This window comes from Streptomyces sp. NBC_00250, assembly GCF_036192275.1.
Classification (GTDB): domain Bacteria; phylum Actinomycetota; class Actinomycetes; order Streptomycetales; family Streptomycetaceae; genus Streptomyces.
This window is the reverse complement of sequence record NZ_CP108088.1, coordinates 6,395,350-6,420,036: the sequence shown is the minus strand read 5'-3', so window position 1 is coordinate 6,420,036 and position 24,687 is coordinate 6,395,350. Positions and strand designations below refer to the sequence as shown.

Annotated in this window: 22 protein-coding genes; 8 read left to right on the top strand and 14 right to left on the bottom strand. The window is 72.6% G+C overall.

The window, feature by feature from the left end; all coding sequences use genetic code 11:
* Positions 1-25: 25 nt before the first annotated feature.
* Complete coding sequence (eda, locus tag OG259_RS29065) at positions 26-700, top strand: bifunctional 4-hydroxy-2-oxoglutarate aldolase/2-dehydro-3-deoxy-phosphogluconate aldolase (RefSeq protein WP_328944938.1); 675 nt, start codon at positions 26-28, stop codon at positions 698-700.
* Here the strand turns inward: eda and OG259_RS29060 are convergent.
* The 5 genes from OG259_RS29060 to OG259_RS29040 form a co-directional block, all read right to left on the bottom strand.
* Positions 681-1,520: a GNAT family N-acetyltransferase gene (locus tag OG259_RS29060; RefSeq protein WP_328944937.1), complete on the bottom strand. Its 840-nt coding sequence runs from the start codon at positions 1,518-1,520 to the stop codon at positions 681-683. The two genes, eda and OG259_RS29060, sit on opposite strands and share 20 nt — an antisense overlap.
* 68 nt (positions 1,521-1,588) lie before the next feature.
* Positions 1,589-3,208 (bottom strand): bifunctional RNase H/acid phosphatase, encoded by a 1,620-nt coding sequence (locus OG259_RS29055; RefSeq protein WP_328944936.1) that lies wholly within the window; start codon positions 3,206-3,208, stop codon positions 1,589-1,591.
* Entirely contained in the window at positions 3,208-3,951 is a 744-nt protein-coding gene (locus OG259_RS29050; RefSeq protein WP_328947210.1) for a zinc ribbon domain-containing protein, read from the bottom strand. Before OG259_RS29050 ends, OG259_RS29055 begins: the two co-directional genes overlap by 1 nt.
* Positions 3,948-4,766, bottom strand: a complete 819-nt coding sequence (locus tag OG259_RS29045; protein ID WP_328944935.1) for a Nif3-like dinuclear metal center hexameric protein — start codon at positions 4,764-4,766, stop codon at positions 3,948-3,950. The genes OG259_RS29050 and OG259_RS29045 overlap by 4 nt, the downstream gene beginning before the upstream one ends.
* 71 nt (positions 4,767-4,837) lie before the next feature.
* A complete protein-coding gene (locus tag OG259_RS29040; RefSeq protein ID WP_328944934.1) occupies positions 4,838-5,872 on the bottom strand; it encodes an ABC transporter substrate-binding protein in 1,035 nt (344 codons plus the stop codon).
* Positions 5,873-6,128: 256 nt separating this feature from the next.
* Here OG259_RS29040 and OG259_RS29035 point away from each other — a divergent pair, with 256 nt between their 5' ends.
* Complete coding sequence (locus OG259_RS29035; RefSeq protein WP_328944933.1) at positions 6,129-7,301, top strand: hypothetical protein; 1,173 nt, start codon at positions 6,129-6,131, stop codon at positions 7,299-7,301.
* Positions 7,302-7,349: 48 nt separating this feature from the next.
* Complete coding sequence (locus OG259_RS29030) at positions 7,350-7,484, top strand: hypothetical protein (RefSeq protein ID WP_328944932.1); 135 nt, start codon at positions 7,350-7,352, stop codon at positions 7,482-7,484.
* Positions 7,485-7,627: 143 nt separating this feature from the next.
* On the opposite strand, the gene OG259_RS29025 is transcribed toward OG259_RS29030, so the two are convergent.
* The 3 genes from OG259_RS29025 to OG259_RS29015 are packed head-to-tail and all read right to left on the bottom strand — an operon-like array spanning position 7,628 to position 10,562.
* Complete coding sequence (locus OG259_RS29025; RefSeq protein WP_328944931.1) at positions 7,628-8,572, bottom strand: 3-oxoacyl-ACP reductase; 945 nt, start codon at positions 8,570-8,572, stop codon at positions 7,628-7,630.
* A gap of 14 nt (positions 8,573-8,586) precedes the next feature.
* Positions 8,587-9,663: a Zn-dependent alcohol dehydrogenase gene (locus OG259_RS29020; RefSeq protein WP_328944930.1), complete on the bottom strand. Its 1,077-nt coding sequence runs from the start codon at positions 9,661-9,663 to the stop codon at positions 8,587-8,589.
* A 44-nt stretch (positions 9,664-9,707) separates the two neighbouring features.
* Complete coding sequence (locus tag OG259_RS29015; RefSeq protein WP_328944929.1) at positions 9,708-10,562, bottom strand: MaoC/PaaZ C-terminal domain-containing protein; 855 nt, start codon at positions 10,560-10,562, stop codon at positions 9,708-9,710.
* A 275-nt stretch (positions 10,563-10,837) separates the two neighbouring features.
* Between OG259_RS29015 and OG259_RS29010 the strand changes: the two genes are divergently transcribed.
* From OG259_RS29010 to OG259_RS28995, 4 genes are all read left to right on the top strand, one after another.
* Positions 10,838-11,773, top strand: coding sequence for an ABC transporter ATP-binding protein (locus OG259_RS29010; RefSeq protein ID WP_443052038.1), 936 nt, complete (start codon positions 10,838-10,840; stop codon positions 11,771-11,773).
* Positions 11,770-12,492, top strand: coding sequence for an ABC transporter permease (locus tag OG259_RS29005; RefSeq protein WP_443052037.1), 723 nt, complete (start codon positions 11,770-11,772; stop codon positions 12,490-12,492). The genes OG259_RS29010 and OG259_RS29005 overlap by 4 nt, the downstream gene beginning before the upstream one ends.
* A gap of 10 nt (positions 12,493-12,502) precedes the next feature.
* A complete protein-coding gene (locus OG259_RS29000) occupies positions 12,503-13,675 on the top strand; it encodes a sensor histidine kinase (protein ID WP_328944928.1) in 1,173 nt (390 codons plus the stop codon).
* A 257-nt stretch (positions 13,676-13,932) separates the two neighbouring features.
* Entirely contained in the window at positions 13,933-14,565 is a 633-nt protein-coding gene (locus OG259_RS28995) for a response regulator transcription factor (RefSeq protein ID WP_328947207.1), read from the top strand.
* Positions 14,566-14,575: 10 nt separating this feature from the next.
* On the opposite strand, the gene OG259_RS28990 is transcribed toward OG259_RS28995, so the two are convergent.
* The 4 genes from OG259_RS28990 to OG259_RS28975 all read right to left on the bottom strand — a co-directional run bounded on the left by OG259_RS28990 (position 14,576) and on the right by OG259_RS28975 (position 20,824).
* Complete coding sequence (locus OG259_RS28990) at positions 14,576-15,829, bottom strand: phospholipase D-like domain-containing protein (protein ID WP_328944927.1); 1,254 nt, start codon at positions 15,827-15,829, stop codon at positions 14,576-14,578.
* A gap of 43 nt (positions 15,830-15,872) precedes the next feature.
* The gene (locus OG259_RS28985) at positions 15,873-17,327 is read right to left on the bottom strand and encodes an MFS transporter (protein ID WP_328944926.1); all 1,455 of its coding nucleotides are present in this window, start codon (positions 17,325-17,327) and stop codon (positions 15,873-15,875) included.
* Between the two features lie 74 nt (positions 17,328-17,401).
* Positions 17,402-18,598: a lipid-transfer protein gene (locus OG259_RS28980; protein WP_328944925.1), complete on the bottom strand. Its 1,197-nt coding sequence runs from the start codon at positions 18,596-18,598 to the stop codon at positions 17,402-17,404.
* A 12-nt stretch (positions 18,599-18,610) separates the two neighbouring features.
* Positions 18,611-20,824, bottom strand: a complete 2,214-nt coding sequence (locus OG259_RS28975) for an acyl-CoA dehydrogenase (protein ID WP_328944924.1) — start codon at positions 20,822-20,824, stop codon at positions 18,611-18,613.
* A gap of 385 nt (positions 20,825-21,209) precedes the next feature.
* On the opposite strand from OG259_RS28975, the gene OG259_RS28970 reads away from it, so the two are divergent.
* Positions 21,210-21,644 carry a DUF4259 domain-containing protein gene (locus OG259_RS28970; RefSeq protein WP_328944923.1) on the top strand — a complete coding sequence of 145 codons (435 nt, stop codon included), beginning with the start codon at positions 21,210-21,212 and terminating at the stop codon, positions 21,642-21,644.
* Positions 21,645-21,778: 134 nt separating this feature from the next.
* On the opposite strand, the gene OG259_RS28965 is transcribed toward OG259_RS28970, so the two are convergent.
* Entirely contained in the window at positions 21,779-24,118 is a 2,340-nt protein-coding gene (locus tag OG259_RS28965; RefSeq protein WP_443052036.1) for an eCIS core domain-containing protein, read from the bottom strand.
* 146 nt (positions 24,119-24,264) lie between these two features.
* On the bottom strand, positions 24,265-24,687 hold the full coding sequence (locus OG259_RS28960; RefSeq protein ID WP_328947342.1) for a hypothetical protein: 423 nt from the start codon (positions 24,685-24,687) through the stop codon (positions 24,265-24,267).

The following is a 24,687-nucleotide window of genomic DNA, read 5'->3' as shown; positions in this document are numbered from 1 at the left end:
GCTCGTCGTGGGCAGGATGACGCCCATGACGAGCGTGTTCGACCTTGCCCCGGAAGCCTCCCCTGCCCCGGGAACCCCCGGCGTCCCCGTCGTCCCGGTGGTCGTGATCGAGGACGCCGTCGACGCCGTGCCGCTGGCCCGGGCCCTGGTGGCCGGCGGGCTGCCGCTCATCGAGGTCACCCTGCGTACCCCGGCCGCGCTCGACGCCGTACGCGCGATCGCGGCCGAGGTGCCGGACGCGGTCGTCGGCGCGGGCACGGTCGTCTCGGCGGCCGGGGTCGCCGACGCGGTGGGCGCCGGGGCCCGGTTCCTGGTCAGCCCCGGGTGGACGGAGCGGCTGCTCGGCGCGATGCGGGAGTCCGGAGTGCCGTTCCTGCCGGGGGTGTCGACGACCTCGGAGGTCGTGGCGCTGCTCGAACGGGGCGTGGAGGAGATGAAGTTCTTCCCGGCCGAGGCGGCGGGCGGCGTTCCGTACCTGAAGTCCCTGGCGGGGCCGCTCCCCCAGGCCCGTTTCTGCCCGACGGGCGGAGTCTCCCTGGCCTCCGCCCCCGCCTACCTCGCCCTGCCGAACGTCGGCTGCGTCGGCGGTACGTGGATGCTGCCGCCCGACGCCCTCGCCGCCCGCGACTGGGCCCGGGTGGAGACGCTGGCGCGGGAGGCGGCGGCGCTGCGGGGGCCCGTCAGCGGGCGGGTCCGTTGAACGCGACGCCCAGGTGGTCGGTCACCGGGCGGTAGCCGAGGCGCTGGTAGAGGGCGTTGCTGGTGGGGTTGGAGAGGTCCGTGAAGAGCAGGACCTGGGTGGCACCGAGGGCGTCGGCCGCGAGCCGGCTGACGGCCTCGGTGGCCCCCGCCGCGTACCCGTGGCCGCGCTCGGCGGGCGGGGTGTAGACGAGGTGGACGCGGGCCTGACCCTCGATCGTGCGGGAGACGGCGGCCATCGAGACCGCGCGGCCGCCGGGCGTCTCCCAGAGGACAAGGCGGCCTTCGGAGATCCGCTCGGTGACGAAACCGGTGTAGTCCTCGGCGGGCTCGTCCCCGATGGCCGACGCGAACTCGCTCGTCCAGGCCGCGACGAGCGGGACGTCGGCCTCGGTCGCGATCCGGTGCCGGCCGGCCGGGGCCGGGTCCGGCGGGGTCAGCTCGCCGAGCCGGAAGAGCCGCATCCGGACGACCGGCGCCCAGGGGCGGCCGGAGGCCTCGGCGTACGCCTCCACCGTGCCCGTCTCGCCACGGACCTCCGTGGGCTCCTGCCCCGCTCGGAGGGCGAGGACGGGCGCCTCCCCCGCTCGGAGGGCGAGGGCGAGGGCCGCCTCCTCCGTGGTCGCCCCGAGGTCGAGGGCCCCCGACGGGGAGACCGCGAGGACCCCGGTGACCCGGCCGTCCGGCTCGGCCCACCAGCCCAGTCGGTCCGCCCGGTCCATGAGGGTGAGCACGGCGGTGTTACGGGCGGGCTCGGCGGCGAGGTGTCTCCCCGCCGCGGCACGGAAGGCGGCGGTGTCTTCGGTGAAGTGCCAGGTCATGACGGGATGGTGGTACGCGGAGCGGTCCCCGCGCCACCCCTTTGCGGGAGCTCGCCGCCCCTGCCCGGCTACCGCAGGTGGGAGGTGTCGTTGAGGAGCCGTACGGACGCGTTGCCGTCGGCGTAGTAGGCGACCGCCGAGATCGACGCGGCTGACAGCTCCATCCGGAACAGCGACTCCGGCGGGGCGCCGAGCGCGAGCCGGACCAGGGTCTTGATCGGCGTGACGTGGGTGACGAGGAGGACGGTCCGGCCCGCGTGGGCGGCGGTCAGCCGGTCCCGGGTCGCGGCGACGCGCCGGGCGACGGTCGCGAAGCTCTCGCCGCCGCCGGTGGGCGCGGCCTTCGGCGAGGCGAGCCAGGCGTCGAGGTCCTCGGGGTGGCGCTCCCGCACCTCGCCGAAGGTCAGCCCCTCCCACGCGCCGAAGTCGGTCTCGCGCAGCCCCTGATCGACGCGCACGTCGAGCCCGAGGCGGGCGGCGACGGCGGCGGCGGTCTGGCGGCAGCGGGTGAGCGGCGAGCTGACGATCTCCTGGACGGTCCCGCGCGCGGCCAGCGCCTCCGCGACGGCCTCGGCCTGCCGGAGCCCGGCCGCCGAGAGCTCGGGATCGGTCCCCCCGCTCCCGGAGAACCGCTTCTCGGGCGTGAGCGCCGTCTCGCCGTGGCGCAGGAGTACGAAGGTGGCGGGCGCGCTCATGTCGGGCCCGCCGGACCAGCCCTGACCGGGGGCGGCCGTGGTGGCGGGGGCCGGCTGCCCGGCCGGTGCGGTGGGCGCGGGTGCGGACCCGGCGGACACGGCGGGGGCGGGTGCTGCGGCGCTCCCCGCCTCCTCGGGCCCGGTGGGCTCGGCGGGCGTCCCCGTGGGCGCCGCCTCGGGCTCCGGCGCGTGGGTCCGCGCGGCGCGGCCGGTCGGGGCCGTGGCGCCCGCCTGCGCCTCGAAGTCTCCCGAGGCCGGTGCCGTGAGGGCCTCCTCGGCGGCGAACAGGCCGTCGTCCGGCTCGGCGGCGGGGCCGGACGGGCGCGACGCGCCACTCGGCCAGGCGGCCGTGCCGAGGGATCCCCCGGTCGTGCCCGTACGGCCGACGGCGCCGGAGGGCCCGGTGGCCTCCGTGACGCCCGGCCGCGCACCCAGCGCCGCGCGGGCGCGGGCCGCGCCCGCCGTCGCGTCGCCGGGCGGGCCCGACGGGGGCGGGGCCGCGGCGTTGCGGGCGGCCGAGGTGTCCAGGGCGGCCGTCGACGCGGACGGCTCCCACTGGCGGCCCTGCTTGCCCGCGTCCATCGCCTCGTTCGCGAGCCGGTCCGCGTGCTTGTTGCGCTCGCGCGGGATCCACTCGTAGCGGACCCGGCCCGCCGGGAAGACCCGGCCCGCCTCGGCCGCCAGCGGCTTCATGTCCGGGTGCTTGATCTTCCAGCGGCCGGACATCTGCTCCACGACCAGCTTGGAGTCCATCCGGACGTGGACGGTGACGTCGGGGAACAGTGCCCGCGCCGCCTTCAGGCCTGCGACCAGGCCCTTGTACTCGGCGACGTTGTTCGTCGCCACGCCGATGTACTCGGCCGCCTCCGCGAGCGTCTCGCCCGTCACGGGGTCGAGGACGACCGCCCCGTACCCCGCGGGCCCCGGGTTGCCCCGGGAACCCCCGTCGGCCTCGACGATCACCTCACGCGAAGACGGGGACGGAGACGTCATTACAGGCCGGACTCCGAGGTGCGGACGAGGATGCGGCGGCAGTTCTCGCAGCGCAGGACCTCGTCCTTGGCGGCGGCACGGACCTCGTTCACCTCGGTGATGTTGAGCTCGATGTGGCAGCCCTCGCACTTGCGCTGGTACAGCCGGGCCGCGCCGACGCCGCCCTGCTGGACGCGCAGCTTCTCGTACAGCTTCAGGAGGTCCGCCGGGACGGTGCCCGCGACGAGCTCGCGCTCCTTCTCCACGGACGCCTCCTCGGCGTCGAACTCGCCCTCGGCGGCGTCGCGGCGGGCGGTCGCGTCGTCCGTCTTGGCCTGGACGGCGGAGACCCGCTCGGTCAGCTCGGCGAGGCGCTCCTGCGCGGACTCGCGGCGCTCCATGACCTCGAGGACGATCTCCTCCAGGTCGCCCTGGCGCTTGGCGAGCGAGACGATCTCGCGCTGCAGGTTCTCCAGGTCCTTCGGGGAGGACACGGCGCCCGAGTCGAGGCGCTGCTGGTCGCGCGCGGCCCGCTGACGGACCTGGTCGACGTCCTGCTCGGCCTTGGTCTGCTCACGGCCGCAGTCGCTCTCCTCGGTCTGCGCGGCGACGAGCAGGTCACGCAGCTGGGTGAGGTCCTTGGTCAGCGACTCGATCTCGGCGTGCTCGGGGAGCGACCGGCGCTTGTGCGCGAGCTGCTGGAGGCGGACGTCGAGGGCCTGGACGTCGAGGAGGCGGATCTGGTCGGCGGGCGCGGCGTTCAGTTGGGGGCTCCAGGGGAGGTGTGGTGGGAGGACCAGGGGTCGGTGACCGTCTTCGAGACGTGGACGCGGAGGTCCCAGCCGTGACGGTCGGAAATCTCGTCGAGCTGGGCGGCCGCCTGCTCGCACCAGGGCCATTCGGTGGCCCAGTGGGCGGCGTCGACCAGGCCCAGAGGCGACTGCTGGGTCGCCTCCGAGACGGGGTGGTGGCGCAGGTCGGCGGTGAGGAAGGCGTCCACTCCGGCGGCCCGTACGGCGTCGAAGAGGCTGTCGCCGGAGCCGCCGCTGACGGCGACGCGGCGCACGGTCATGCCGGGATCGCCCGCGACCCGGATGCCCTGCGCGGTGGCGGGCAGCCGCTTCGCCGCGCGGGCGGCGAACTCGGCGAGGGTCTCGGGGTGGTCGAGCTCGCAGATCCGGCCGAGGTTGTTCTCGGGCACGAGGGGGCCGGTGACACGGAGGTCGAGTGCGCCGGCGAGGGCGTCGGAGACGCCGGGGTCGGCGGTGTCGGCATTGGTGTGCGCGACGTGGAGGGCGATGTCGTGCTTGATGAGGCCGTGCACGACGCGGCCCTTGAAGTGACCGGCCGCGACGGTCGTCGTCCCGCGCAGATAGAGCGGGTGGTGGGTGACGATCAGGTCGGCGCCGAGGGCGATCGCCTCGTCGGCGATCTCCTGGACGGGGTCGACGGCGAAGAGCACACGGGTGACCTCGGCGTCGGGGTCACCGCAGACGGTGCCGACGGCGTCCCACGACTCGGCCCGCTCTGGTGGCCAGAGGGCGTCGAGCGCGGCGATGACTTCAGACAGGCGGGGCACGAGGAAAGGCTACCTGTCCTCGGTGCCCCGCAGTCCGGCCCGGTGTCCGGGTGGGTGGAAGTCCGCTTGCGCTACTTCTTCACGAGGTAGCCGCGCAGGTCGTCGAGGACGCTGTTCGCCGCCGTCACGCCGAGGCCGAGGTACCAGGTCTCGTCCGGGACGTCCTTGGCCTGGCCGGCCTTGACGGCCTTGAGGTTCTTCCAGAGCGGGTTGGCCTGGGCGGTGTCCTTCTTGGTGGCCTTGGCCTCGCCGTACACGCCGGTGAAGATCCAGTCGCCGTCGGCCTCGTCGATCTTCTCCGGGCTGATCTCGGCCGCGAGGTCGTCGATCTGCTGGTTCTCGGGCCGCGGCAGGCCGGTGTCCTCCAGGATCGTGCCGATGAAGGACGCCTTCGCGTACAGGCGGATCTTGCCGGGGAGGTAGCGGACCATCGAGACGGTCGGCTTGTTCGTGCCGAGGTCCGTGCCGAGCTGCTTCGCCTTGGTCTCGTACGCGGCGAGCTTCTCCTTCGCCTCGGACGTCTTGTCGAGCGCGGCGGCGTTGAGGAGGTAGTTCTCCTTCCAGGTGAAGCCCGGACGGATGGAGAACACGGTCGGCGCGATCTTCGACAGCTCGTCGTACTTGTCCGCGGCGCGCAGCTGGCTGCCGAGGATCAGGTCGGGCTGGAGGTTGGCGATGGCCTCGAGGTTGAGGTTGTTGATCGTGCCGACGGACTTCGGGGTGCCGGCGTCCTTCTCGAGGTAGCCGGGGATGCCGTCGTCGCCTTCGGCGGGGGCGTAGCCGACGGGCTGGATGCCGAGGGAGACGACGTTGTCGAACTCGCCGACGTCGAGGACGACGACCCGCTTGGGGGCGGCCTTCAGCTCGGTCTTGCCGAGGGCGTGGGTGAGGGTGCGCGGGAACTGGCCGGCCTTGGCGTCCGTACCCATGGCCGCGGTCTTCGCGGCGGCGTCGCCGAAGTCCTTGCCGCCGGTGGCGACGTCCTTCTTCTTGGTCGTGTCCTCCTTCGCGGAGGCGTCGGATCCGTCGCCTCCTCCGCAGGCCGCGAGCGAGAGCGCGGCGGCGAGGGCGACGGCGGCGGCGGTGCCGCGACGGCGGAGGGACATGAGAAGGCTCCTGTACGTGTCCTGGCGGGGATACGGGCGCGACCGGCCGGAGCGTACGTCCGTCCGGGTGAACGGGCGGAGCCACAGGCTCCGTTTAGGTTCGCCTTACCTTACTCACCACCGGCAACTCCAGCACAACCGCCCCCCACCCCTCAGTCGAATCGCCGCACAGCCACCCTTATGTGTGAAGTGACCCTGCTCGTGTTGTTCGGCTGGAAGTGCGAAAACTAGCTTCGTGGCCGGAGGTGACGAGTCGATGACAGCGTGTGCCATCGAGACCACGGCCGAGGACGACGACCGCGACGGGGAGCGCCCCGGGGGCGCCGCCTGGCCGACGGGTTTCACGATCACGGCGAACGGCGCGTACGCGGCCAGGCTCGCGGGCGACGGGGACGCCCTGTACGTGGAGCGGTGGACCCTCGACGGCCCGGAGCCGTACGCCGTCCCGCTCCCCCTCGACCAGCCGGAGGAGCCCGGCACCCAGCTGCTGCCCCTCGCCGACGGCCGGGTCCTGGTGGCCCGCCGGGTGGACGGGCGGCGGAACACGTTCTCGCTGCTCTACCCCACGGGCCCGGCCACCGGGGAGCTGCGGCTCGGAGCCGTGGAGGCACCGGGCTCCGAGCACCTGGTGCTGCTGCCGCCCTCGCCGGACGGCATCTGCGCGTACGCGATGTGCGTGGGTCCCGACACGACCTCCCTGTGGCTGGTCGCGGGCGGCGCCTTCGGTCCCGAGCAGGTGGCGGAGGTCAAGGGCCGCTGTTCGGGCGGGGTGTGGCTCGACCGTACGGGCCGGATGCTCGCGCTCGACCGGCGGCTCGACGACCGGCCGGTGAAGGCGGTCGCCGTCGACCTGGAACGGGGCGGGGAGGTGACGCCGCTGCTGCAGATCACCGAGGACAGCAACGACCGGCTGCTCCTGGCGGATCCGGACAGCGGGCTGCTGCTGATCCGTTCCGACGCGCCGTCACCGGGGCACGACCGGCTGGGCTGGGGTGTGCTCGGGAGTCTGCTGCCGGTGCGGTTCCCGGAGTGTCTGCGGCTGGACGACGCGGCGGTGACGCCGTTCGCCGTGCAGCCGGGGCAGGTGCTGATGCCGGAGAGCTGCGCGGTGGCGCTGCGGATCGACGCGGCGGGCGGCAGTTGGGTGGGGACCTGGCAGCCTTCGGCCCGCCGGATGGGCCACTTGGCCGCACCCGTGGGGTGGCAGGCGGGGGCGGGCCTGTGGACGGCCGGGGGCGTGCTCCGGCTGCCGTACGCGACGGCCGGGGCGCCGTGCGGACTCGCGGACGTGGAGCTGCCGCCGGAGCCCGAACCGGGGCCCGGGGCGGCCCCCGGGACGATGGCGGCGGAGGACGTCGAGGAGCCCCGGGTGTGCCGTCCGGTGCCGTTGCAGCAGGCTCCGCTCACCGACGGGAAACCCGCTGGTTAGACTCTCGGGCTGCACAGCAGGACCGATGTCAACGGGGTGAGTTCGACCATGTCGGAAACCAGCACGACCGGGCAGGAGCCGAACGGCTCCGGCAAGCACCGCGGTGAGGCCGCGCCGACGGAGGACTCCGCGTCCTCCCCGCACGGCCGCCACCGCCGCGAGCCCGACGCGCACGGCCGCTGAGGCCGCTTCAGGTAGCGGTACGAGGTGAGGCGAAGGGCCCCGGGTCACCCCGGGGCCCTTCGCCTTCCCCACCATCCCCCTTCCGACCGGGCCGCACCCCGGCCGGTGGGCATGCGCCCGCCGAAGCCTCGTCGGGCCCGGTCTCAGCCCTTCTTCAGGCCGAGCACCTCCGACGCCGCGAACGTCTCGCCCGCCGGGCGGGCCGCGTAGTGCGGGGTCAGCAGGCCGTCGAGTTCCTCGTACGTGAACGCCTCCTTGGCCGTGTCGAACTTCGCCGCGACCTTGGGCCGGTCCACGATCGCGACCATCCCGCCGTGGACGACGAGCAGTTGGCCGTTGACCCCGGCCGCCGCCGGGGAGGCGAGGTAGCCGACGAGCGGCGCCACGTGCTCGGGGGACAGCGGGTCGAGGTCGCCCTCGGCCGTCGGCTCGGCGAAGCCGGCGAAGACGTCCTCCGTCATCCGGGTGCGCGCCCGCGGGCAGATGGCGTTGGCCGTCACCCCGTAGCGGGCGAGCGCGAGTGCCGACGAGGTGGTCAGGCCCACGATGCCGCCCTTGGCCGCCGCGTAGTTGGGCTGGCCGGCCGAACCCGCGAGGAAGGCCTCGGACGAGGTGTTGACGATCCGGCCGTACACGCCGGACTCCCCCGCCTTCGCGCGGGTCCTCCAGTGCACCGCCGCGAAGTGGGTGCTGTTGAAGTGGCCCTTGAGGTGGACCCGTATGACCGAGTCCCACTCCTCCTCGCTCATCGAGAAGACCATCCGGTCGCGCAGGATGCCCGCGTTGTTGACCAGGATGTCCAGCTTGCCGAACTCGGCGACGGCCAGGTCGATCAGGGACCGCGCCGTCTCGAAGTCGGCGATGTCGCCGAGGTGTGCGATCGCTGTGCCGCCCGTCGCCCTGATCTCGGCGGCGACCTCCTCGGCGGGTGCGGCGGAGGCCGCTCCCGAGCCGTCGCGGCCGGGCTGGCCGTAGTCGTTGACGACGACGGCCGCGCCGAGCCGGGCCAGTTCCAGGGCCTCGGCGCGGCCGAGCCCCCGGCCCGCGCCGGTGACGATCGCGCTCAGTCCCTCAAGAGGGAGTGACATGGGTCGGGGTCCTCTCAGATCTCGATGCAGGTACGGAGCGCGGCACCCGTCCGCATCTGTTCCAGGGCCTCGTTGATGCCGGCGAGCGGGACCCGGTGGGTGATGAGCGACTCCAGGTCGATGCGGCCGGCCCGCCAGAGCGCGATGGCCCGCTCGTAGGAGCGGAGGACGTCGCCGCCGCCGTACATGGAGGGCAGGATCCGCTTCTCGTCGAAGAACAGCTCGAACATGCTGATCTGGAGGTAGTCGTCGAGGGCGCCCGCGCCGACGACGCAGAGGGTGCCGCCGCGCCGGGTGTTCTCGTACGCGGTGCGGGCGGTGGCGGACTTGCCGACGACCTCGAAGACGTAGTCGAAGCCTTCGCCGGCGGTGATCCGCTGTTTGGCGTCGGCGAGCGCGTCCGGGGCGACGGCCTCGGTGGCGCCGAAGCGCAGCGCGGCCTCGCGGCGGGACTCGACGGGGTCGACGGCGATGATCTGGGCGGCGCCCTGGAGTTTGGCTCCCTGGATCGCGGAGATGCCGACGCCTCCGCAGCCGATGACGGCAACCGAGGAACCGGCCTCCACCTTGGCGGTGTTGATGGCCGCGCCGAGTCCGGTGGTGACGCCGCAGCCGATGAGGGCGGCGATGTCGAAGGGCACGTCGTCGGGGATGGGGACGGCGCAGCCCGCGTCGACGACGACCTCCTCGGTGAAGGTGCCGGTGCCGGCGAAGCCGAAGACGTCCCCGCCGGGGCGCTTGAAGTTGGGCGTTCCGGCGTTCATGAAGCCGGCCAGGCACAGCTGGGTCTGGCCGCGCTTGCAGGCGGGACAGCTGCCGCAGGCGGGCAGCCAGCAGAGCAGGACGCGCTGGCCCTGGGTGAGTCCGGTGACGCCGTCGCCGACGTCGAGGATCTCGCCCGCACCCTCGTGGCCGGGGATGAAGGGGGCGGGCTGCGGGAGGACGCCGCTCATCGCGGAGACGTCGGAGTGGCAGAGGCCGGTGGCCCGGACCCGGATCTTCACCTTGCCGGGGCCGAAGCCCACCGCCTCGACGTCGTCGACGACTTCGAGCTTGTCCTGGCCGATCTCGTGCAGTACGGCTGCGCGCATGGTGCGGCTCCCTCCGGGATGGGTCTACGAGTGCCGGGATGGGTCTAGGAGTGTTCGACGAGGGTGTCGGCGAGCACGGGCGCGTCGGCGCGCTCCACGGCCGTCACGGTCACCTGGACGCGGCCCTCGTCGGCCCACATCCGGATGCGCAGCGTCTCGCCGGGGAAGACGACCCCGGCGAATCGGGTGCGGTACGAGCGGACGCGGGCGACGTCTCCGCCGAGCATCGTGTCCACCACCGCCTTGAGGGTCATGCCGTACGTGCAGAGTCCGTGCAGGATCGGCCGGTCGAAGCCGGCGAGCGCGGCGAACTCGGGGTCGGCGTGGAGCGGGTTCCAGTCGCCGGAGAGCCGGTAGAGCAGCGCCTGGTCCTCGCGTACGGGCCGTTCGACGGTCTTGTCGGGGTCGCGGCCGGGGAGTTCGAGGCGCTCGGAGGGTCCGCGGTCGCCGCCCCAGCCGCCCTCTCCCCGTACGAAGATCTGCGCGTCGCTGGTCCACAGCGGGCCGTCGGCGTCGGCGACCTCGGAGCGCAGGACGAGGACGGCGGCCTTGCCCTTGTCGTACACGGCGGCGACCCGGGAGGTGGTGACGGCCCGGCCGGCCACGGGGACGGGGCGGTGGAGGGTGATCGACTGGCCGCCGTGCAGGACGGCGGCGAGGTCGATGTCGACGCCGGGGGCGGAGAGCCCGCCGACGACGCCCATTCCGGCGCCCGCGACGGTGGCGAAACTGGGCAGGACGTGGAGCCTGGATTCGAGGGTGTAGCGGAGCTCGTCGGGGTCGGTCGCCGGGGTGCCGGCGCCCAGTCCCAGGTGGTAGAGCTGGACGTCCTTGTGGTCCCAGGAGATCTCGGCGCTGCGGGGTTCGGCGGCGACGGCCTTGGCGGGGTCGATGGGCATCGGGCTGCTGCTCCTCGTGGCGGGGAAGACCTCGGCACGGCCGTCCGCACCGTCGGCCGCACCGAGGCCGTGCGGGGACCTTCCCGTACGCGGCCGTTCTAGAACGCGTTCTAGGTCGGTGATCCCCATGTATAGCCGAGGCGGGGAGAGTTGGGAACCCTCCCGACAGCCGTCACCTGACGGTACGTCAGAAGTGCCTCTCAGTACATTTGTCACGGCCAGGTCCGTACGTACGCGCCTGCCGGTGGGGCCGGCGGATTCGTAACGTCGTCCTCATGACAAAGGACCCCATGACAAGGGACACGGACGAACCGGCGGTCGCCTTTCACGACGTGACCAAGACCTTCGGCGCCGTCCGCGCCGCCGACGGGATCGACCTCACCGTCCGGCGCGGCGAGACGGTGGCCCTGCTCGGCCGCAACGGCGCCGGCAAGTCGACCGCCGTCAGCCTGCTCCTCGGCCTCGACGAGCCCGACAGCGGCCGGGTCGAGCTCTTCGGCGGCACACCGGACCGCGCGGTGGCCGCCGGCCGGATCGGCGCGATGCTTCAGGAGGGTCGAGCGGTCCCCCGCGTCACGGTCCACGAGCTGGTCTCCTTCGTCGCCCGGACCTACCCGGCGCCGATGCCGGTCGCGGAGGCGCTGGCGCTCGCCGGGCTCGGCGAGCTCGCGGGCCGCCGGGTCGACGGGCTCTCGGGCGGCCAGACACAGCGGGTCCGGTTCGCCGTCGCCTTGGTCGGGAACCCGGAGCTGATCGTCCTGGACGAACCGACGGCCGCGCTCGACGTCGAAGCGCGCCAGGAGTTCTGGCACTCGATGCGGGGCTACGCACGCCGGGGCAACACCGTGCTCTTCTCCACCCACTACCTGGAGGAGGCCGACGCGTACGCCGACCGGATCGTCGTCCTCGACTCCGGCCGGATCGTCGCCGCCGGTACGAGCGAGGAGCTCAAGCGGGCCGCCGGCGGAAACCTGGTCTCCTTCGACCTGGCGGGCGGCCCGACGGAGTGGCTCGGCCTGCTGCCCGGCGTCACCTCGTACGAGGTGAAGGGCGACCGTGCCCGGCTGCGTACCGGGGACTCCGACGGGACCGTACGGGCGCTGGCGGAGCGGGACGCGATCAGGCACCTCGAAGTCACCCCGGTCTCCCTGGACGACGCCTTCCTCGCCCTGACACAGAGCCCCCTCACCACCCTGGAGACGGTCCGATGATCACCGCGTACGTACGCCTGGAAGTGCGCAGGACCCTGCGCGACGCCGGATTCGTCATCTCGACGATCGGTGTGCCGGTGATGATGTACCTCCTCTTCACCAACCTCGGCGACGGGGACGACGGCGCGTACAAGAAGGCCGCGATGGTCGGGATGGCGGCGTACGGGGCGCTCGGCGCCGCACTCTCCCTCGGTACGGGCGTCGCCGAGGACAAGTCCACGGGCTGGCTGCGGCAGATGCGGATCACGCCCATGACGCCCCGACAGGTGGTGGTGGGGCGCGCCCTGACCGGTTCGGTCGTCGTACTGCCGGCCATCGCGGGGGTTCTGGTGGCGGGCGGTCTGGCCAACGGCGTGCGCATGGCCGCCTGGCAGTGGGGCGCCGTCGCCGTCACGCTCTGGCTGGGCTCGCTCCCCTTCAGCCTGCTCGGCCTCGGTAACGGCTACCGGCTCACGGCGCAGACGACGGGGGTCGTGAACGTCGCCTGCAGCCTGGGGCTCACGGTGGTGGGCGGACTGTGGTTCCCTGTCGTGCTCTTCCCCGACTGGCTCCGCACGGTCTCGGAGTTCACGCCGACGAACCGTTTCGCCGAGCTGGGCGTGGCGGTGACGGAGGGGACGGCGCCGGGGGCGGCGCCCCTGGCCGTACTGCTCGGGTGGGCGGCGCTCTTCGGCACATACGCGGCGGTCTCGTACCGTCGTTCGGCAAGGACGGTATGAGGGGGCGGCTGTGAGGAACATCCGGCGATTCTTCAAGGTGGTGCGCGATCAGCAGCAATGGGAGCGGGGCCCGAACGGGCTCAGCCTCCTCCCCTGGCTGCTGATGGGCCTGGGCGCGCTCTCCCACCTGCTCGGCGGCCAGGCCCCGAACCCGTGGATCGGCAGCCTCGGGCTGATCACCTTCAACACCCTCTACATCGCGATCGTCTTCCGCGCCTGCCACCCGCCCAGCCGGGAGACGCCGCTGACCTGGGGACTCCTCGCCGCACTCGGGGTGCTGACCTTCGCGCTCGCCATCGGTTACGGGAGGGAGTGGCTGCTGCTCTTCCCGCTCCTTGGCCTCGCGGTCGGGGCGGTGGTGCGGCACGGGAGGCTGCTTCGATGGGTCAGTCCCCCGCTGGTCGTGGCGGTGGGGGCGGTGACGTTCTGGCGGGACAGCTGGGACTCCATCGGCGTCGTGTACGGCACGTTCATGTCCGTGATGGTGACGGCGGCGATCCTCGCGCTCGACGAATCGGTCCGGCAACTCCGGGCGACCCGGGAGGAACTGGCCAGGGCGGCCGTCGAGAAGGAGCGGTTGCGGTTCTCCCGCGACCTGCACGACCTGCTCGGTCACACGCTCTCGGTGATCGTGGTGAAGTCGGAGGTCGTACGCCGGCTGGCACCGCGCGACCTCGACGCGGCCCTCGCCCAGGTGGCGGACATCGAGGCGGTGGGCCGGCAGGCGCTCACCGAGATCAGGGAGGCCGTCACCGGCTACCGCGAGGGCAGCCTCGCCACCGAGCTGGACCGGGCGCGCGACGCACTGTCCTCGGCCGGCATCGAGCCGGTCGTGCGCCGCTCGGGCCCGCTCCTCGAACCACAGACGGAGGCCCTGCTCAGCTGGGTGGTCCGGGAGTCCACGACGAACGCGGTACGGCACAGCGGCGCGTCCCGCTGCGTGATCGCCCTGGACGGCACCGCCGACCGGGTCCGCCTCACGGTCACCGACGACGGCGGGGGCCCGGTCGTCGTCCCGGACGCCACCCCGGGAAGCGGCCTGCGCGGCCTCCGTGAGCGGGTCGCGGCGGCGGGCGGCACCCTCGACTCGGGACCGGCTCCGCGGGGCGGGTTCCACGTCACCGCGGAGCTCCCCGCGGAGACCCCCGGCCCGCACGCCTGCGAGGACGACCGAGCGCACTGACCCGGCGTCCTGATGCCCATCGACATCGGGCCCGTGGGAAGCGGCGTGTTGCTCATGCGGTCACTCCGGGCGCGCGTACCACCGGGGGGAAGACGCGTGAAGACGGGCTCCGTTGTGGTGGGGTGGGATGCCGTGAGTCCTTCCGCGGCGCCGGCCCTTCGCGCGAGGCGGCGTGAAGGAATCGATCCGCTCTCGCCCGAACGGCGCACGACCCCTGTCCTGCGAGCCGTCCGTCCTACCCTTTGATGGTGACCGAGATGCCGCAGGACCACCGCCCGGGAAAGTCCGTGAGAGTCCTCCTCGCCGAGGACCAGGGGATGATGCGCGGGGCGCTGGCTCTGCTGCTCGGCATGGAGCACGACATGGAGGTCGTCGCGCAGGTCGGGCGGGGTGACGAGATCGTGGACGCGGCGCTGCTCGCGCGGCCCGACGTGGCGCTGCTCGACATCGAGCTGCCGGGCCGCTCGGGCCTGGACGCGGCGGCGGACCTGCGTACGGAGGCCCCGGACTGCCGGGTGCTCATCCTCACGACCTTCGGGCGGCCGGGCTATCTCCGTCGGGCGATGGAGGCGGGCGCGGCGGGCTTCCTGGTGAAGGACGGCCCCGTGGAGGAGCTGGCCGAGTCGATCCGTCGGGTCCTGCGCGGGGAGACGGTGATCGACCCGGCCCTCGCGGCGGCGGCGCTCGGCGCGGGACCGAACCCGCTGACGGCCCGCGAACGGGACGCCCTGGCGGCGGCGGTGGACGGTGCGACGATCGCCGACATCGCCGCGACCCTCCACCTGTCGGAGTCGACGGTCCGGAACTACCTGTCGTCGGCGATCGGCAAGACGGGCACGCGCAACCGCATGGAGGCGGTCAGGGCGGCCCGTCGGCAGGGGTGGCTGTAGCTCCCGGCGTCTAAAGGCCCGCGATCGCCGCCGCCCGCTGGGCCTCGAAGTTCTTCACGTACGCGTCGAAGACCGTGGCGTCCTCGTACTTGAGCAGCGTCTCGTCGTTGTACTTGAGCGCCGTCGTCGTGTAGGTGTGGCTGCCGGTGAAGACGATCTTCTTGTTCACGCCGCCGTAGTACGTGCCCTCGACCAGCAGGTACTTGGTGTGGGAGTCGGAGCCGCCGCGCTTGTCGTTGTCGAGCTGGTGCAGGGTGATGCGGCCCTTGCCCGTCACGGGCCTGGTCAGCCAGTTGGCCACCTGCCCCATGGGGGTGTCGTCGGCCGTCCAGTTGTCGAGCGACCGGTAGACGATCTCGATGTCGCACCCGGCTTCGGCGAGTTCCCACAGCTTCCTGGCCACCTCGGTGCGGGTGATGTGGCCCTGGGCGATGCGGATCTTCGTACGGCCGTCCGCGGTGCCGACGCCCGGGGAGTTCCCCGTGCAGGAGTCCGGGGTGCCGACCGGCGCCACCGTCGCGAGGATGTTGACGACCGTGTCGGTGCTCGACCGCGGGAAGAAGTAGATCTTCGCCTTGCCCGCCTGGGTGTCGTGCGCGTAGTCCGCGACCTGAGGCGTCTGCCCGACGGCGGCCGCCGCCAGGTCGTCGGAGTACCGGGTGTACGCGGCGAACAGCTCCGTGTTGCCGACGACCGTCAGCGCGTCGTTCCACCAGTCGTCGGTGTCCTGGCTCGTGAGGTTCCCGGAGCCCTGCACGACCACGTCGTCGACGAAGACGTCGCCCTTGCCCTTGGTACGGGAGAACAGGAAGAACTTGTTGTGGTTGACGTTGTCGTACGTGCCGTTCGGGTCCGCCGCCGTGGTGCCCGGGTCCAGCGCCAGGCAGGCCTCCTCCGGCTTGCAGGTCCGCACCCAGGAGTCGGGGCTGCCCGTGGGGTCCGCCAGCCGGGTCTTCAGGGTTTCGAGCCCGGTGGACTTGCTGTCCGCGTCGACGACGACCTGGACGGTGACGCCCCGCTTGTGGGCGTCGCCCAGCTTGTTGGCCAGGTACACGGACTGGAACAGGTACAGGGAGATCCGGATGGACGACCCCGCCTCCGCGCCGTCGACGAGCCCCGCCAGGTGGGAGAGGATCCGCCCCCTGGCGGAGGCGTCGGTGCTGTTCGGGTCGTTGAACACGGCGCCGGTGGTCACGGCCAGGACCGGTTCCGCCGAGGCCGACGGTGCGACGAGGAGGGACGCGCCGACGGCCAGCGCGGTCACGGAGGTTCTGAGTCTGTTCTTGATCGATATCACCCGGGCATTGTCACCCGCGGCCGGCCGCCGTCTTCGCCTGTTTGGGCAGCCACAGGAACATCAGCACCGCCGCCCCGATGAGGATCGCCGTCGCCGTGCGGAAGGCCGTCGCGTAGCCCGGGACCAGGGACGAGGGGTCCGCCGCGCCCGAGGTGACGGCGGGGGTGGCCGCCGCGGCGATCGTCGAGAGGACCGCGAGGCCCAGCGCGCCGCCCATCGTGCGGGAGGTGTTGACCAGGCCCGAGACGAGGCCCGCGTCGGACGGGGCGGCGCTGGAGGTGGCGAGGGCGGCCAGGGGTGTGGTGGCCAGGCCGAGGCCGGCCATCATCAGGATGCCGGGGCCCAGGATCGTCCCGAGGAAGGTGCCGTCGGCCGTGAGGGTCGACTGCCAGGCGAAGCCCGCCGCCCCGACGAGGGCGCCGAGGACGGCGAGGTTCCGGGCGCCGACCCTCGGCATCAGGTGCGGGGCCGCCTTGGAGCCGACGACGACGCTGAGGGAGCTGGGGACCAGGGCGAGGCCGGCCTGGAGCGGGGTGTACCCGAGGACGCTCTGCGCGTAGGTGGTCATGAAGAACCACATGCTGAAGGAGCTCGAACCGCAGAGCAGGATGGCCACGTTGGCCGCAGTCACCGTGCGCGTACGGAAGATCTTCAGCCGCATCAGCGGCTCCGCCGTGCGCGCCTCCACCGCGACGAAGACGCCGAGGAGCGCCAGCCCGCCGAAGAGTGTCATGAGGGTGGCCGGGGCCGTCCAGCCCGCCTCCTCGGTCTGGACGATGCCGTACGCGAGGGTGGCGAGCCCGGCGGTGACGAGGACGGCGCCGGGCAGGTCGAGGCGGCGGCCCGCGCCGGTGCGGAACTCCCGGAGCCAGAGCAGCCCGCCCGCGAGGACGAGGGCGCCGACGGGGACGTTGATGAGCAGGACCCAGCGCCAGGACAGCAGGTCGACGAGGAGGCCGCCGACGAAGCCGCCCGCCGCGCCGCCGGCCGCGCCGACCGCCGTCCAGGTGCCGATGGCCCGGGTGCGGGCGGCTCCGGCCGGGACGGCGCTGGTGACCAGGGTCAGCGTGGCGGGCGAGAGGACGGCCGCGCCGAGGCCCTGCACGGCGCGGGCGGTGACGAGTTGCCAGCCCTCCTGGGCGAGGCCGCCCGCGACGGAGGCGGCGGTGAAGAGCCCGAGACCGAGCAGGAACATCGCCTTCCGCCCGTAGAGGTCGCAGGCGCGTCCGCCGAGCAGCATGAAGCCGGCGAAGGCGATCGCGTAGGCGTTGAGCACCCATTGCAGACCGAGCGCCGAGAGTCCGAGGTCGGTCCGCATCGAGGGCAGCGCCACGTTGACGACGGAGACGTCGAGGACGACGAGGAACTGCCCGGCGCAGGCGGTCAGGACGACCGCCCAGGGGCGGGGCGGCGTACGGAGGGGGTCGGCGGCGGGTGTCGTCCGTACGGAGTCGGTCTGCGGCATGGATGTCATGGTCGCAGACCGCCCGCGACCCGTACATACGCCGAAGGTCCCGCCATCGGACTAGGGCCTCCGACCTACGGCTTGCGCAGCAGCGTCACCACCGCGGCCCCGCCGAGTCCGATGTTGTGCGCGAGCCCGACCCGCGCCCCCGTCACCTGGCGCGCCCCCGCCTCGCCCCGGAGCTGCCACACGAGTTCGGCGGTCTGCGCGAGGCCCGTGGCGCCCAGGGGGTGGCCCTTGGAGATGAGACCGCCGGAGGGGTTCACGACCCAGCGGCCGCCGTACGTGGTGGCGCCGGACTCGACGAGTTTGCCGGAGGCGCCCTCCTCGCACATGCCGAGCGCCTCGTAGGTGAGGAGTTCGTTGATGGAGAAGCAGTCGTGGAGTTCGATCACGTCGACGTCCTCGATGCCGAGCCCGGAACGCTCGTACACCTGCCGGGCGGCGGCCCGGGACATCGGGCGGCCGACGGCGTCGATGCAGGAGCCGGAGGCGAAGGACTCCTCGGTGTCGGTGGTCATCGCCTGCGCGGCGATCTCCACCGCCCGCCCCCGCAGTCCGTGTTCGTCGACGAAGCGCTCGGAGACGACGAGGGCGGCCGCCGCGCCGTCCGAGGTGGGCGAGCACTGGAGCTTGGTGAGCGGCCGGTGGACGGTCTTCGCGGCGAGGATCTCGTCGACGGTGTAGACGTCCTGGAACTGGGCGTTGGGGTTGTTCGCCGAGTGCTGGTGGTTCTTGGCGCCGACGGCCGCGAGCTGCACCTCGGTCGTCCCGTACCGCTCCATGTGCTCGCGGGCCGCGTTGCCGAAGATCTGGGCGGTGGGCGGGCTCGCCTCGAAGCCGTGGCCGGCGGCCATGATCCCGTAGTGCCGGGCGACGGGCGAGGTCGTGAAGTCCCCGGCGCCGGACCCGCCGCCGAGCGCGCCCCGGCTCATCTTCTCGAAGCCGAGGGCGAGGACGCAGTCGGCGATGCCGCCCTCGACGAACTGGCGGGCCGTCATGAGGGCGGTGGAGCCGGTGGCGCAGTTGTTGTTGAGGTTGTAGACGGGGATGCCGGAGAGCCCGAGTTCGTAGACGGCGCGCTGTCCGGCGGTGGAGGCCTGGAAGCAGTAGCCGACGGCGGCCTGCTCCACGCGCGCGTAGGGGACGCCCGCGTCGGCGAGGGCCGCGGTGCCGGCCTCCCGGACCATGTCCCAGTACTGCCAGTCGCGGGTCTCGGGCTTCTCGAACTTGGTCATCCCCACACCGACGACGTACGCCTTGGTGGTCATCTCGGTTCCCCCTCAGTCTCGCGGCAGGCCGAGCAGCCGCTCGGCGACGACATTGAGCTGTACCTGGGTGGTGCCGCCCGCGATGGTGAGGCAGCGGGACATGAGCAGTCCGTGGACGGCCCGTTCGCCGGGGCCCTCGCGCACGGCCCCTGCGGGGCCGAGGAGTTCGAGGGTGAGTTCGGCGAGCTTCTGCTGGTGGAGGGTCTGGACGAGCTTGCGGACGCTGGCGCCCGCGCCGGGTTCGAGCCCGGACACCTGGAGCAGGGTGGTGCGCAGACCGATGCACGCGAGCGCGTGCGCCTCGGCGAGCAGGGCCCCGATCCGTACGCGTACGGAGCTGTCGGCCCGGTCCGCCCGGGCGATGACGGCTTCGAGGCCGGTGTCGAAGGCGACCTGGTCGGCCATGTGGACGCGTTCGTTGCCGAGGGTGTTGCGGGCGACCCGCCAGCCGTCGTCGACCTCGCCGACGACGGCGTCGGCGGGGAGGATCGCGTCGTCGAACCAGACCTCGTTGAAGAGGGAGTCCCCGGTGATCTCCTTGAGCGGCCGTACGTCGATCCCGGGAGTGTTCCGCATGTCGACGAGGAAGTAGGTGAGGCCCTTGTGCTTGGGGGCGGTGGGGTTCGTCCGGGCGAGCAGGATGCCGTGGTGGGCCCACTGGGCGGCACTCGTCCACACCTTCTGGCCGTTGATCCGCCAGCGCCCGTCCTCGGTGCGTTCGGCGCGGGTCCGGAGGGAGGCGAGGTCGGAGCCGGCGCCGGGCTCGGAGAAGAGCTGGCACCAGAGGCGTTCGCCGCGCAGGGTCGGGCCGAGGTGTTCGGCCTGCTGGGCGGGGGTGCCGTGGGCGAGGAGGGACGGTACGACCCAGGTGGCGATGCCGAGTCCGGCGACGGTGATCCCGGCCTCGTCCAGTTCCCGCTGGACGGCGAGCTGCTGGAGGGGGCCGGCGCCGAGTCCGTACGGCTCCGGGAGGTGCGGGGCGGCGTAGCCGGTGGTGGCGAGGGCGCGCCGGGCGGCGGCGGGGTCGAGTCCGGTGGCGGCGGCGACGGCCTCCCGGGCGGCCGCGCGGTACGGATCGGCCTCGGGCGGCAGGTCGAGCCGGAGGCCGCGCCGGACGCCCGCGGCGGCGTGCCGGAGGGCGGCGAGCCGGTGCCGGTCGCCGGTGCCGAGGAGCTGGCGGGCGACGAGGGCCCGGCGGAGGAGCAGGTGGGCGTCGTGCTCCCAGGTGAAGCCGGTGCCGCCGAGGATCTGGATGCAGTCCTTGGCGCAGGTGTACGCGGTGTCGAGGGCGGTGGCGGCGGCGAGCGCGGCGGTGAGGGGCCGGGCGTCGTCGTCCCCCGCCCGGGCGGCGTCCCAGGTGAGGGCGCGGGCCTGTTCGAGCCGGACGAGCATGTCGGCGCAGAGGTGTTTGACGCCCTGGAACTGTCCGATGGGACGGCCGAACTGTTCCCGGGTACGGGCGTGTTCGGCGGCGGTCTCGACGGCGCGGGCGGCGGTGCCGCAGGCGTCGGCGGCGAAGAGGACGGCGGCGAGGTCGTGGACGAGCGGGGTGTCGAGGGCGAGTTCACGGGCGGCGGGGACGTGACTGGCCCGGGCGGTGATCTCGGCGGTGGGCCGGGTCGGGTCGGCGCTCTCGTGGGCGCGCACGGCGAGGCCGTCGGTGTCGACGGCGAGCCAGACGCTGCCGTCGGCGGTGGCGGCCCGCAGGAGCACGAGGTCGGCCTGTGCGCCGCCGAGGACGGGGGGTGCGGCGCCGTCGAGGAGATAGCCGCTCGCGGTGCGGACGGCGGTGAGGGTGCCGGTGTCACCGCTGCTGCCGGTGTCGGCATCGGGGCTGGTCGCGTCGAGGCCGCTGCCGGCAAGGGCGACGGCCCCGATGCGTTCCCCGCGCGCGAGGGCGGCGGCCAGCTCCCCCTGCCCGGCCCGGTGCAGGAGCTCGGCGGCGAGTACGGAGGGCAGGTGGGGCCCGGGCAGCAGGGCCCTGGCGGCCTCCTCCACGACGACGACGAGGTCCCCTAGGTCGCCGCCCCCTCCCCCGTACTCCTCGGGAAGGTGGAGCCCGAGGAGCCCCTGCTCGGCGGCGGCGTCCCAGTACGCCGGACGGACGGTGGCGGTGTCGGGGACGTCCAGGTGCTTGCGGACCTCCTCGGGAGGTACGGCGCGGGTGAGCCAGCCCCGGACGGATCGGGCGAGCTCCCGCTGTTCGTGCGTGATGGCGATGCCCATGCGCGGCAGACTAGAACACGTTCCATTCTGACGGAAGGTCAGATACGGGGTCGTGTGGTCCCGGGGCACGGCAGACCCCTCGGATTCCGGGGCTCCCGACGGGAAGCCCCTTGGTCAGGCAGCTGGTGGCGGCGCCTGGGCTCACCCGGCTCGGCGGAGCCCTGGTCGAGGTCCAGGACCACCTCCCGACCATCCGGGTCGAGGGAGGGCACCGCGCCGATCCGCATCCGCATCCGCCCGGGAGCACCACGCGCGCCGCGCGCGTCGTCCGTCGTCATGCCCGGGATCCCAGCACTCCGCACCGGCACCGGACGGGCGTTGTCAGTGGTGCCTGCCACGCTGTCGGCACAGCTGAGCGACCGAGCACGGAGAGAGCGAGCACGCCATGGGCACCTGGGACATCGGCCCCTTCGACAACGACACCGCAGCCGACTTCTCGTACCGGGTGGACGAGGCCCCGGCGGAGAAGAAGGCGGACGTGCTGCGCACGGCCTTCCGCGAGGTGATCGAGACCGGTGGCGACTACCTGGACTCGGACGTGGCAGTCGAGGCGATCGCCTCGGCGGCCCTGGTCGCGGCCCAGTGCCCGGCCGGTGACCCGGTCACCACCGCGTACGGCCCGAAGGACCCCCTGCCGCCCCTCCCGGACGGACTCCGCCCGCAGGCCGCGGCCTCCCTGGACCGGATCCTCACCGAGCCCTCCGAACTCCTCGAACTCTGGGAGGAGTCGGACGGCGAGGAGTGGAAGGAAGGGGTACGGAAACTGCGGGCGGTACTGGCGGGGGCGGATGCGGATGCGGACACCCTTACGGACGCCTGACGCCGGTCCGGGGCCCGACGCGGGCATCGACCTGTCCGCCCGTCAGGTCGGTGCTCGCGTCCACGCTCCGCTCGGGCCGCTCAGCTCATCGCTCACCCCATCGCGCGAGAGCACGTCAGGCGCCCGCGGCGCGACTACCCCTTGCGGGCCCTGTCCTTCTCGTCCTGCTTCAGCTGCTCCTCGATCCTCTTGCGGATCGCCTTCTTCTTGTTCGGCCCCAGTACGGTGCTGCTTTCGAGCGCATCACGACTGCTCTGATGCAGCGGGTGGGACGAGTGCCGGAACTCCTCATCCGTCGCCCTGGGTTCGGCCGTGGTGCTCTGGGAGCCGAAATAGAATCCCATGGCGTCGCGGATCATTCCCTGATCCTGCCCCCCGAAGGGGCCTCCCCACGTGGGATCGTTGACGGCCCCTTCGTTCTCGCGGGCCTGACCGAGAAATGCGCGTCCGTAGTTCGGACCGAAGACCGCCTCCAGCTTGCCGCCACGCTCCCAGCCCTTGGACGGGTACTCCTCCACCTTCGCATTGTGGTCGATCACACCCTCCGCGGCCATGGACCGGGACGGGGATATGTCGATGGACAGGGTCTTGATTCCCGCGAACGCGAACTGATCGGTGACTCCACTGCGCATTCCCACCGCGCCGAGGATGTTGAACTTCTTCTTGAGGAACCTCAGCAGTGCGAGCTGGGCGCGGCGGTCCCTCGCCTCGGGCCATTTCCAGTACTCGAGCAGGTGCGGCCCGTCGATGCCGCCCGGAGCCGGAAACCCGCCGATGGGGATCGGCTTCACCCCGGCGCCGAGCGCGGCATGCGTCTCGACCATGCTCTGGATCTGAGCCAGGCCCTCCCGGCCGGTGTCGAGCGCGGGGGCGTTGCCCTCCCCCGTATGACCACTGTCCCGGAAGTTCACGATGACGTACGGGACACCCTCCCGGAACCTGCTCAGTACGTGAGTGGGATTCCCGCACGCCGCCTCGAACGCCTGCTCGGTAACGGTGTCCGGGGCCGCGTACTGGTCGTAGAACCGTTCAAGCCTCTCCGCGCCGCCGTCGGCTCCGGCCCACGTTCCCTCGGTGAGCATGCCCTGCTTGAACTGCTCGGTGGCGAGATTCTCCCCACCGCCGTGATCGAGCCCGAGCCCTTCCCCCGAAGTCTTCTTGGTGTAGAAGATCCGACCGGGCCCCAGATCCGCGTTGAGCTGGAACATGCCCAACGCCTTCCGGTCGAGAGCCGCCTTCCTTCGGGGGCGCTCCGTCCTCTCGCGGTCGATCTCACTTCCGGCCCTTACCCTGATCGTTTCCGCAAGCCGGTCCCGCTCCGTCGCCACACGGGTCACCTCGCCCTGCTTGAACGCGTCGATCCTTGTCTTGTAGTCCGCCTTGACCGCCGCTTTGTCGGCGCCGGCTGCGCCCGCTCGTTGCCCCGCTTCGATTTGGAGGCGCTTCAGTTCGTCCTTGTACTCTTGTACCAAGCGTTGAGAATGCGGACTCGAACTCGCCGCCGCCCGCTCGGAATTACCCACCCTTTCAGCGATCCTCGCACTGTCCTCGACCTCGTCGAACTCATCCAACAGGCCGTACATGACAAGCTTGAGGTTCCTGTCGACGAGCATGGCGGCCCGGATGTGGTACATGTCGCCGGAGTGCCCCGCGGCTACGACGAGGGTGTTGTCCTTCGTGAGCCCATGCTGCTGCGCATCCGCCTTACTACGGAGTTCGATACCGAAAGACGGCGCGGCCACGGCCGTGCTCTCCTGCGTGGTCGTCACGGGGGGTGGCGCCATGGCGGACGACGATGTCTCCTCGATCACGCGCTGAACGGAACGCTGAGCCGGCGGCGACCGGACCTCGCTCCGCGGCGCGACGTCCCCCGCCGGAGCCGAGACCGACAGGGCACGTCGCGCGTTCGCCTCGGCTTCTCGCTCGAAGCGGTCGGACGGGTCGGAGACCTTCAGGCCGGAGCCGTTGTCGGTTCCGGCGACCGGCCCTTGGCGCTGTTGGATGACGTGGGTCAACTCGTGGGCGAGGGTGTGCCTGTCGGCACCCCCGTCGCCGATGACGACATGGTTGCCGGAGGTGTAGGCGCGGGCCCCGACCTCGGTCGCGGAGGCCTTCGCCGCGGCGTCCGTGTGGATCCGCACATCGGAGAAGTCCGCACCCAGGCGCGCCTCCATGTCGCTGCGGGTGCCCTCGTCCAGGGGGCGCCCGCCGGAGCGCAGCACATCGTGGACGGCGGAGCGCTGCACGGCGGGTGACTCCGCCTGGTGCCCGCAACCACTGCCGTGCTGATGCGGTTCGGGCGCGGCCCAGGGGTGACCGGCCTGACGGAGCATCTGGACGACCGCGGCGTTGCCGACCACGGCTTGCAGACCCGGCAGGCCCAACTGTTGTCCGGACAGTGACCGCTCGGGCGTGCGGGAGGAGGTACCGTCCCTGTCGGCCTCGGCGGCTTTGGCGTTCTCGTGATCGCGCACGGGGATCTCTCTGGTGGCGTGGGTTCGTCGGCTCCTTCTGGATACGCCGCCGGGAACCGCGGATGCCAGGTGCGTCCGGGCAGCATGAACTGACCGAACGGGCAAAACTCACCGGACGGGCCATTCAGGACGGTTCCCGCACTCCCCTAGCGGTGACGCCTGAGCATGAGGACGACGCTCGTCACGGTCGCGCCGACGGCGGTCACCGCGAGGACGAGGAGGCCCGGATTGACCCACCACGGGACGACCTCGATGCCGTGGCACACCAGACTCACGGGCAGCGCGCTGCTGGAGTCCGGGTAGTCCTTGATCCCCACGCCGAAGTAGCACGCGTCGTCCGGAAAGAGGAACGGCAGGTACGACAGCCCGTACACGTGCACCGCCCCGCCCGCGAGGTAGGCGAGCCCGGCGACCCAGGCGGCCTTCTTGGCGGGCGTGCGCGGGGAGCGGGGCGGATCGGGCTGGGGCAGTTCGTTGCCCCGGCGGGCCCGGACCAGTCCGACGTAGGTGATCCCCGCCCAGGCCGGCAGGCCGATGGCGAGGATCATCGTCCCTATGAGGGTCGTCAT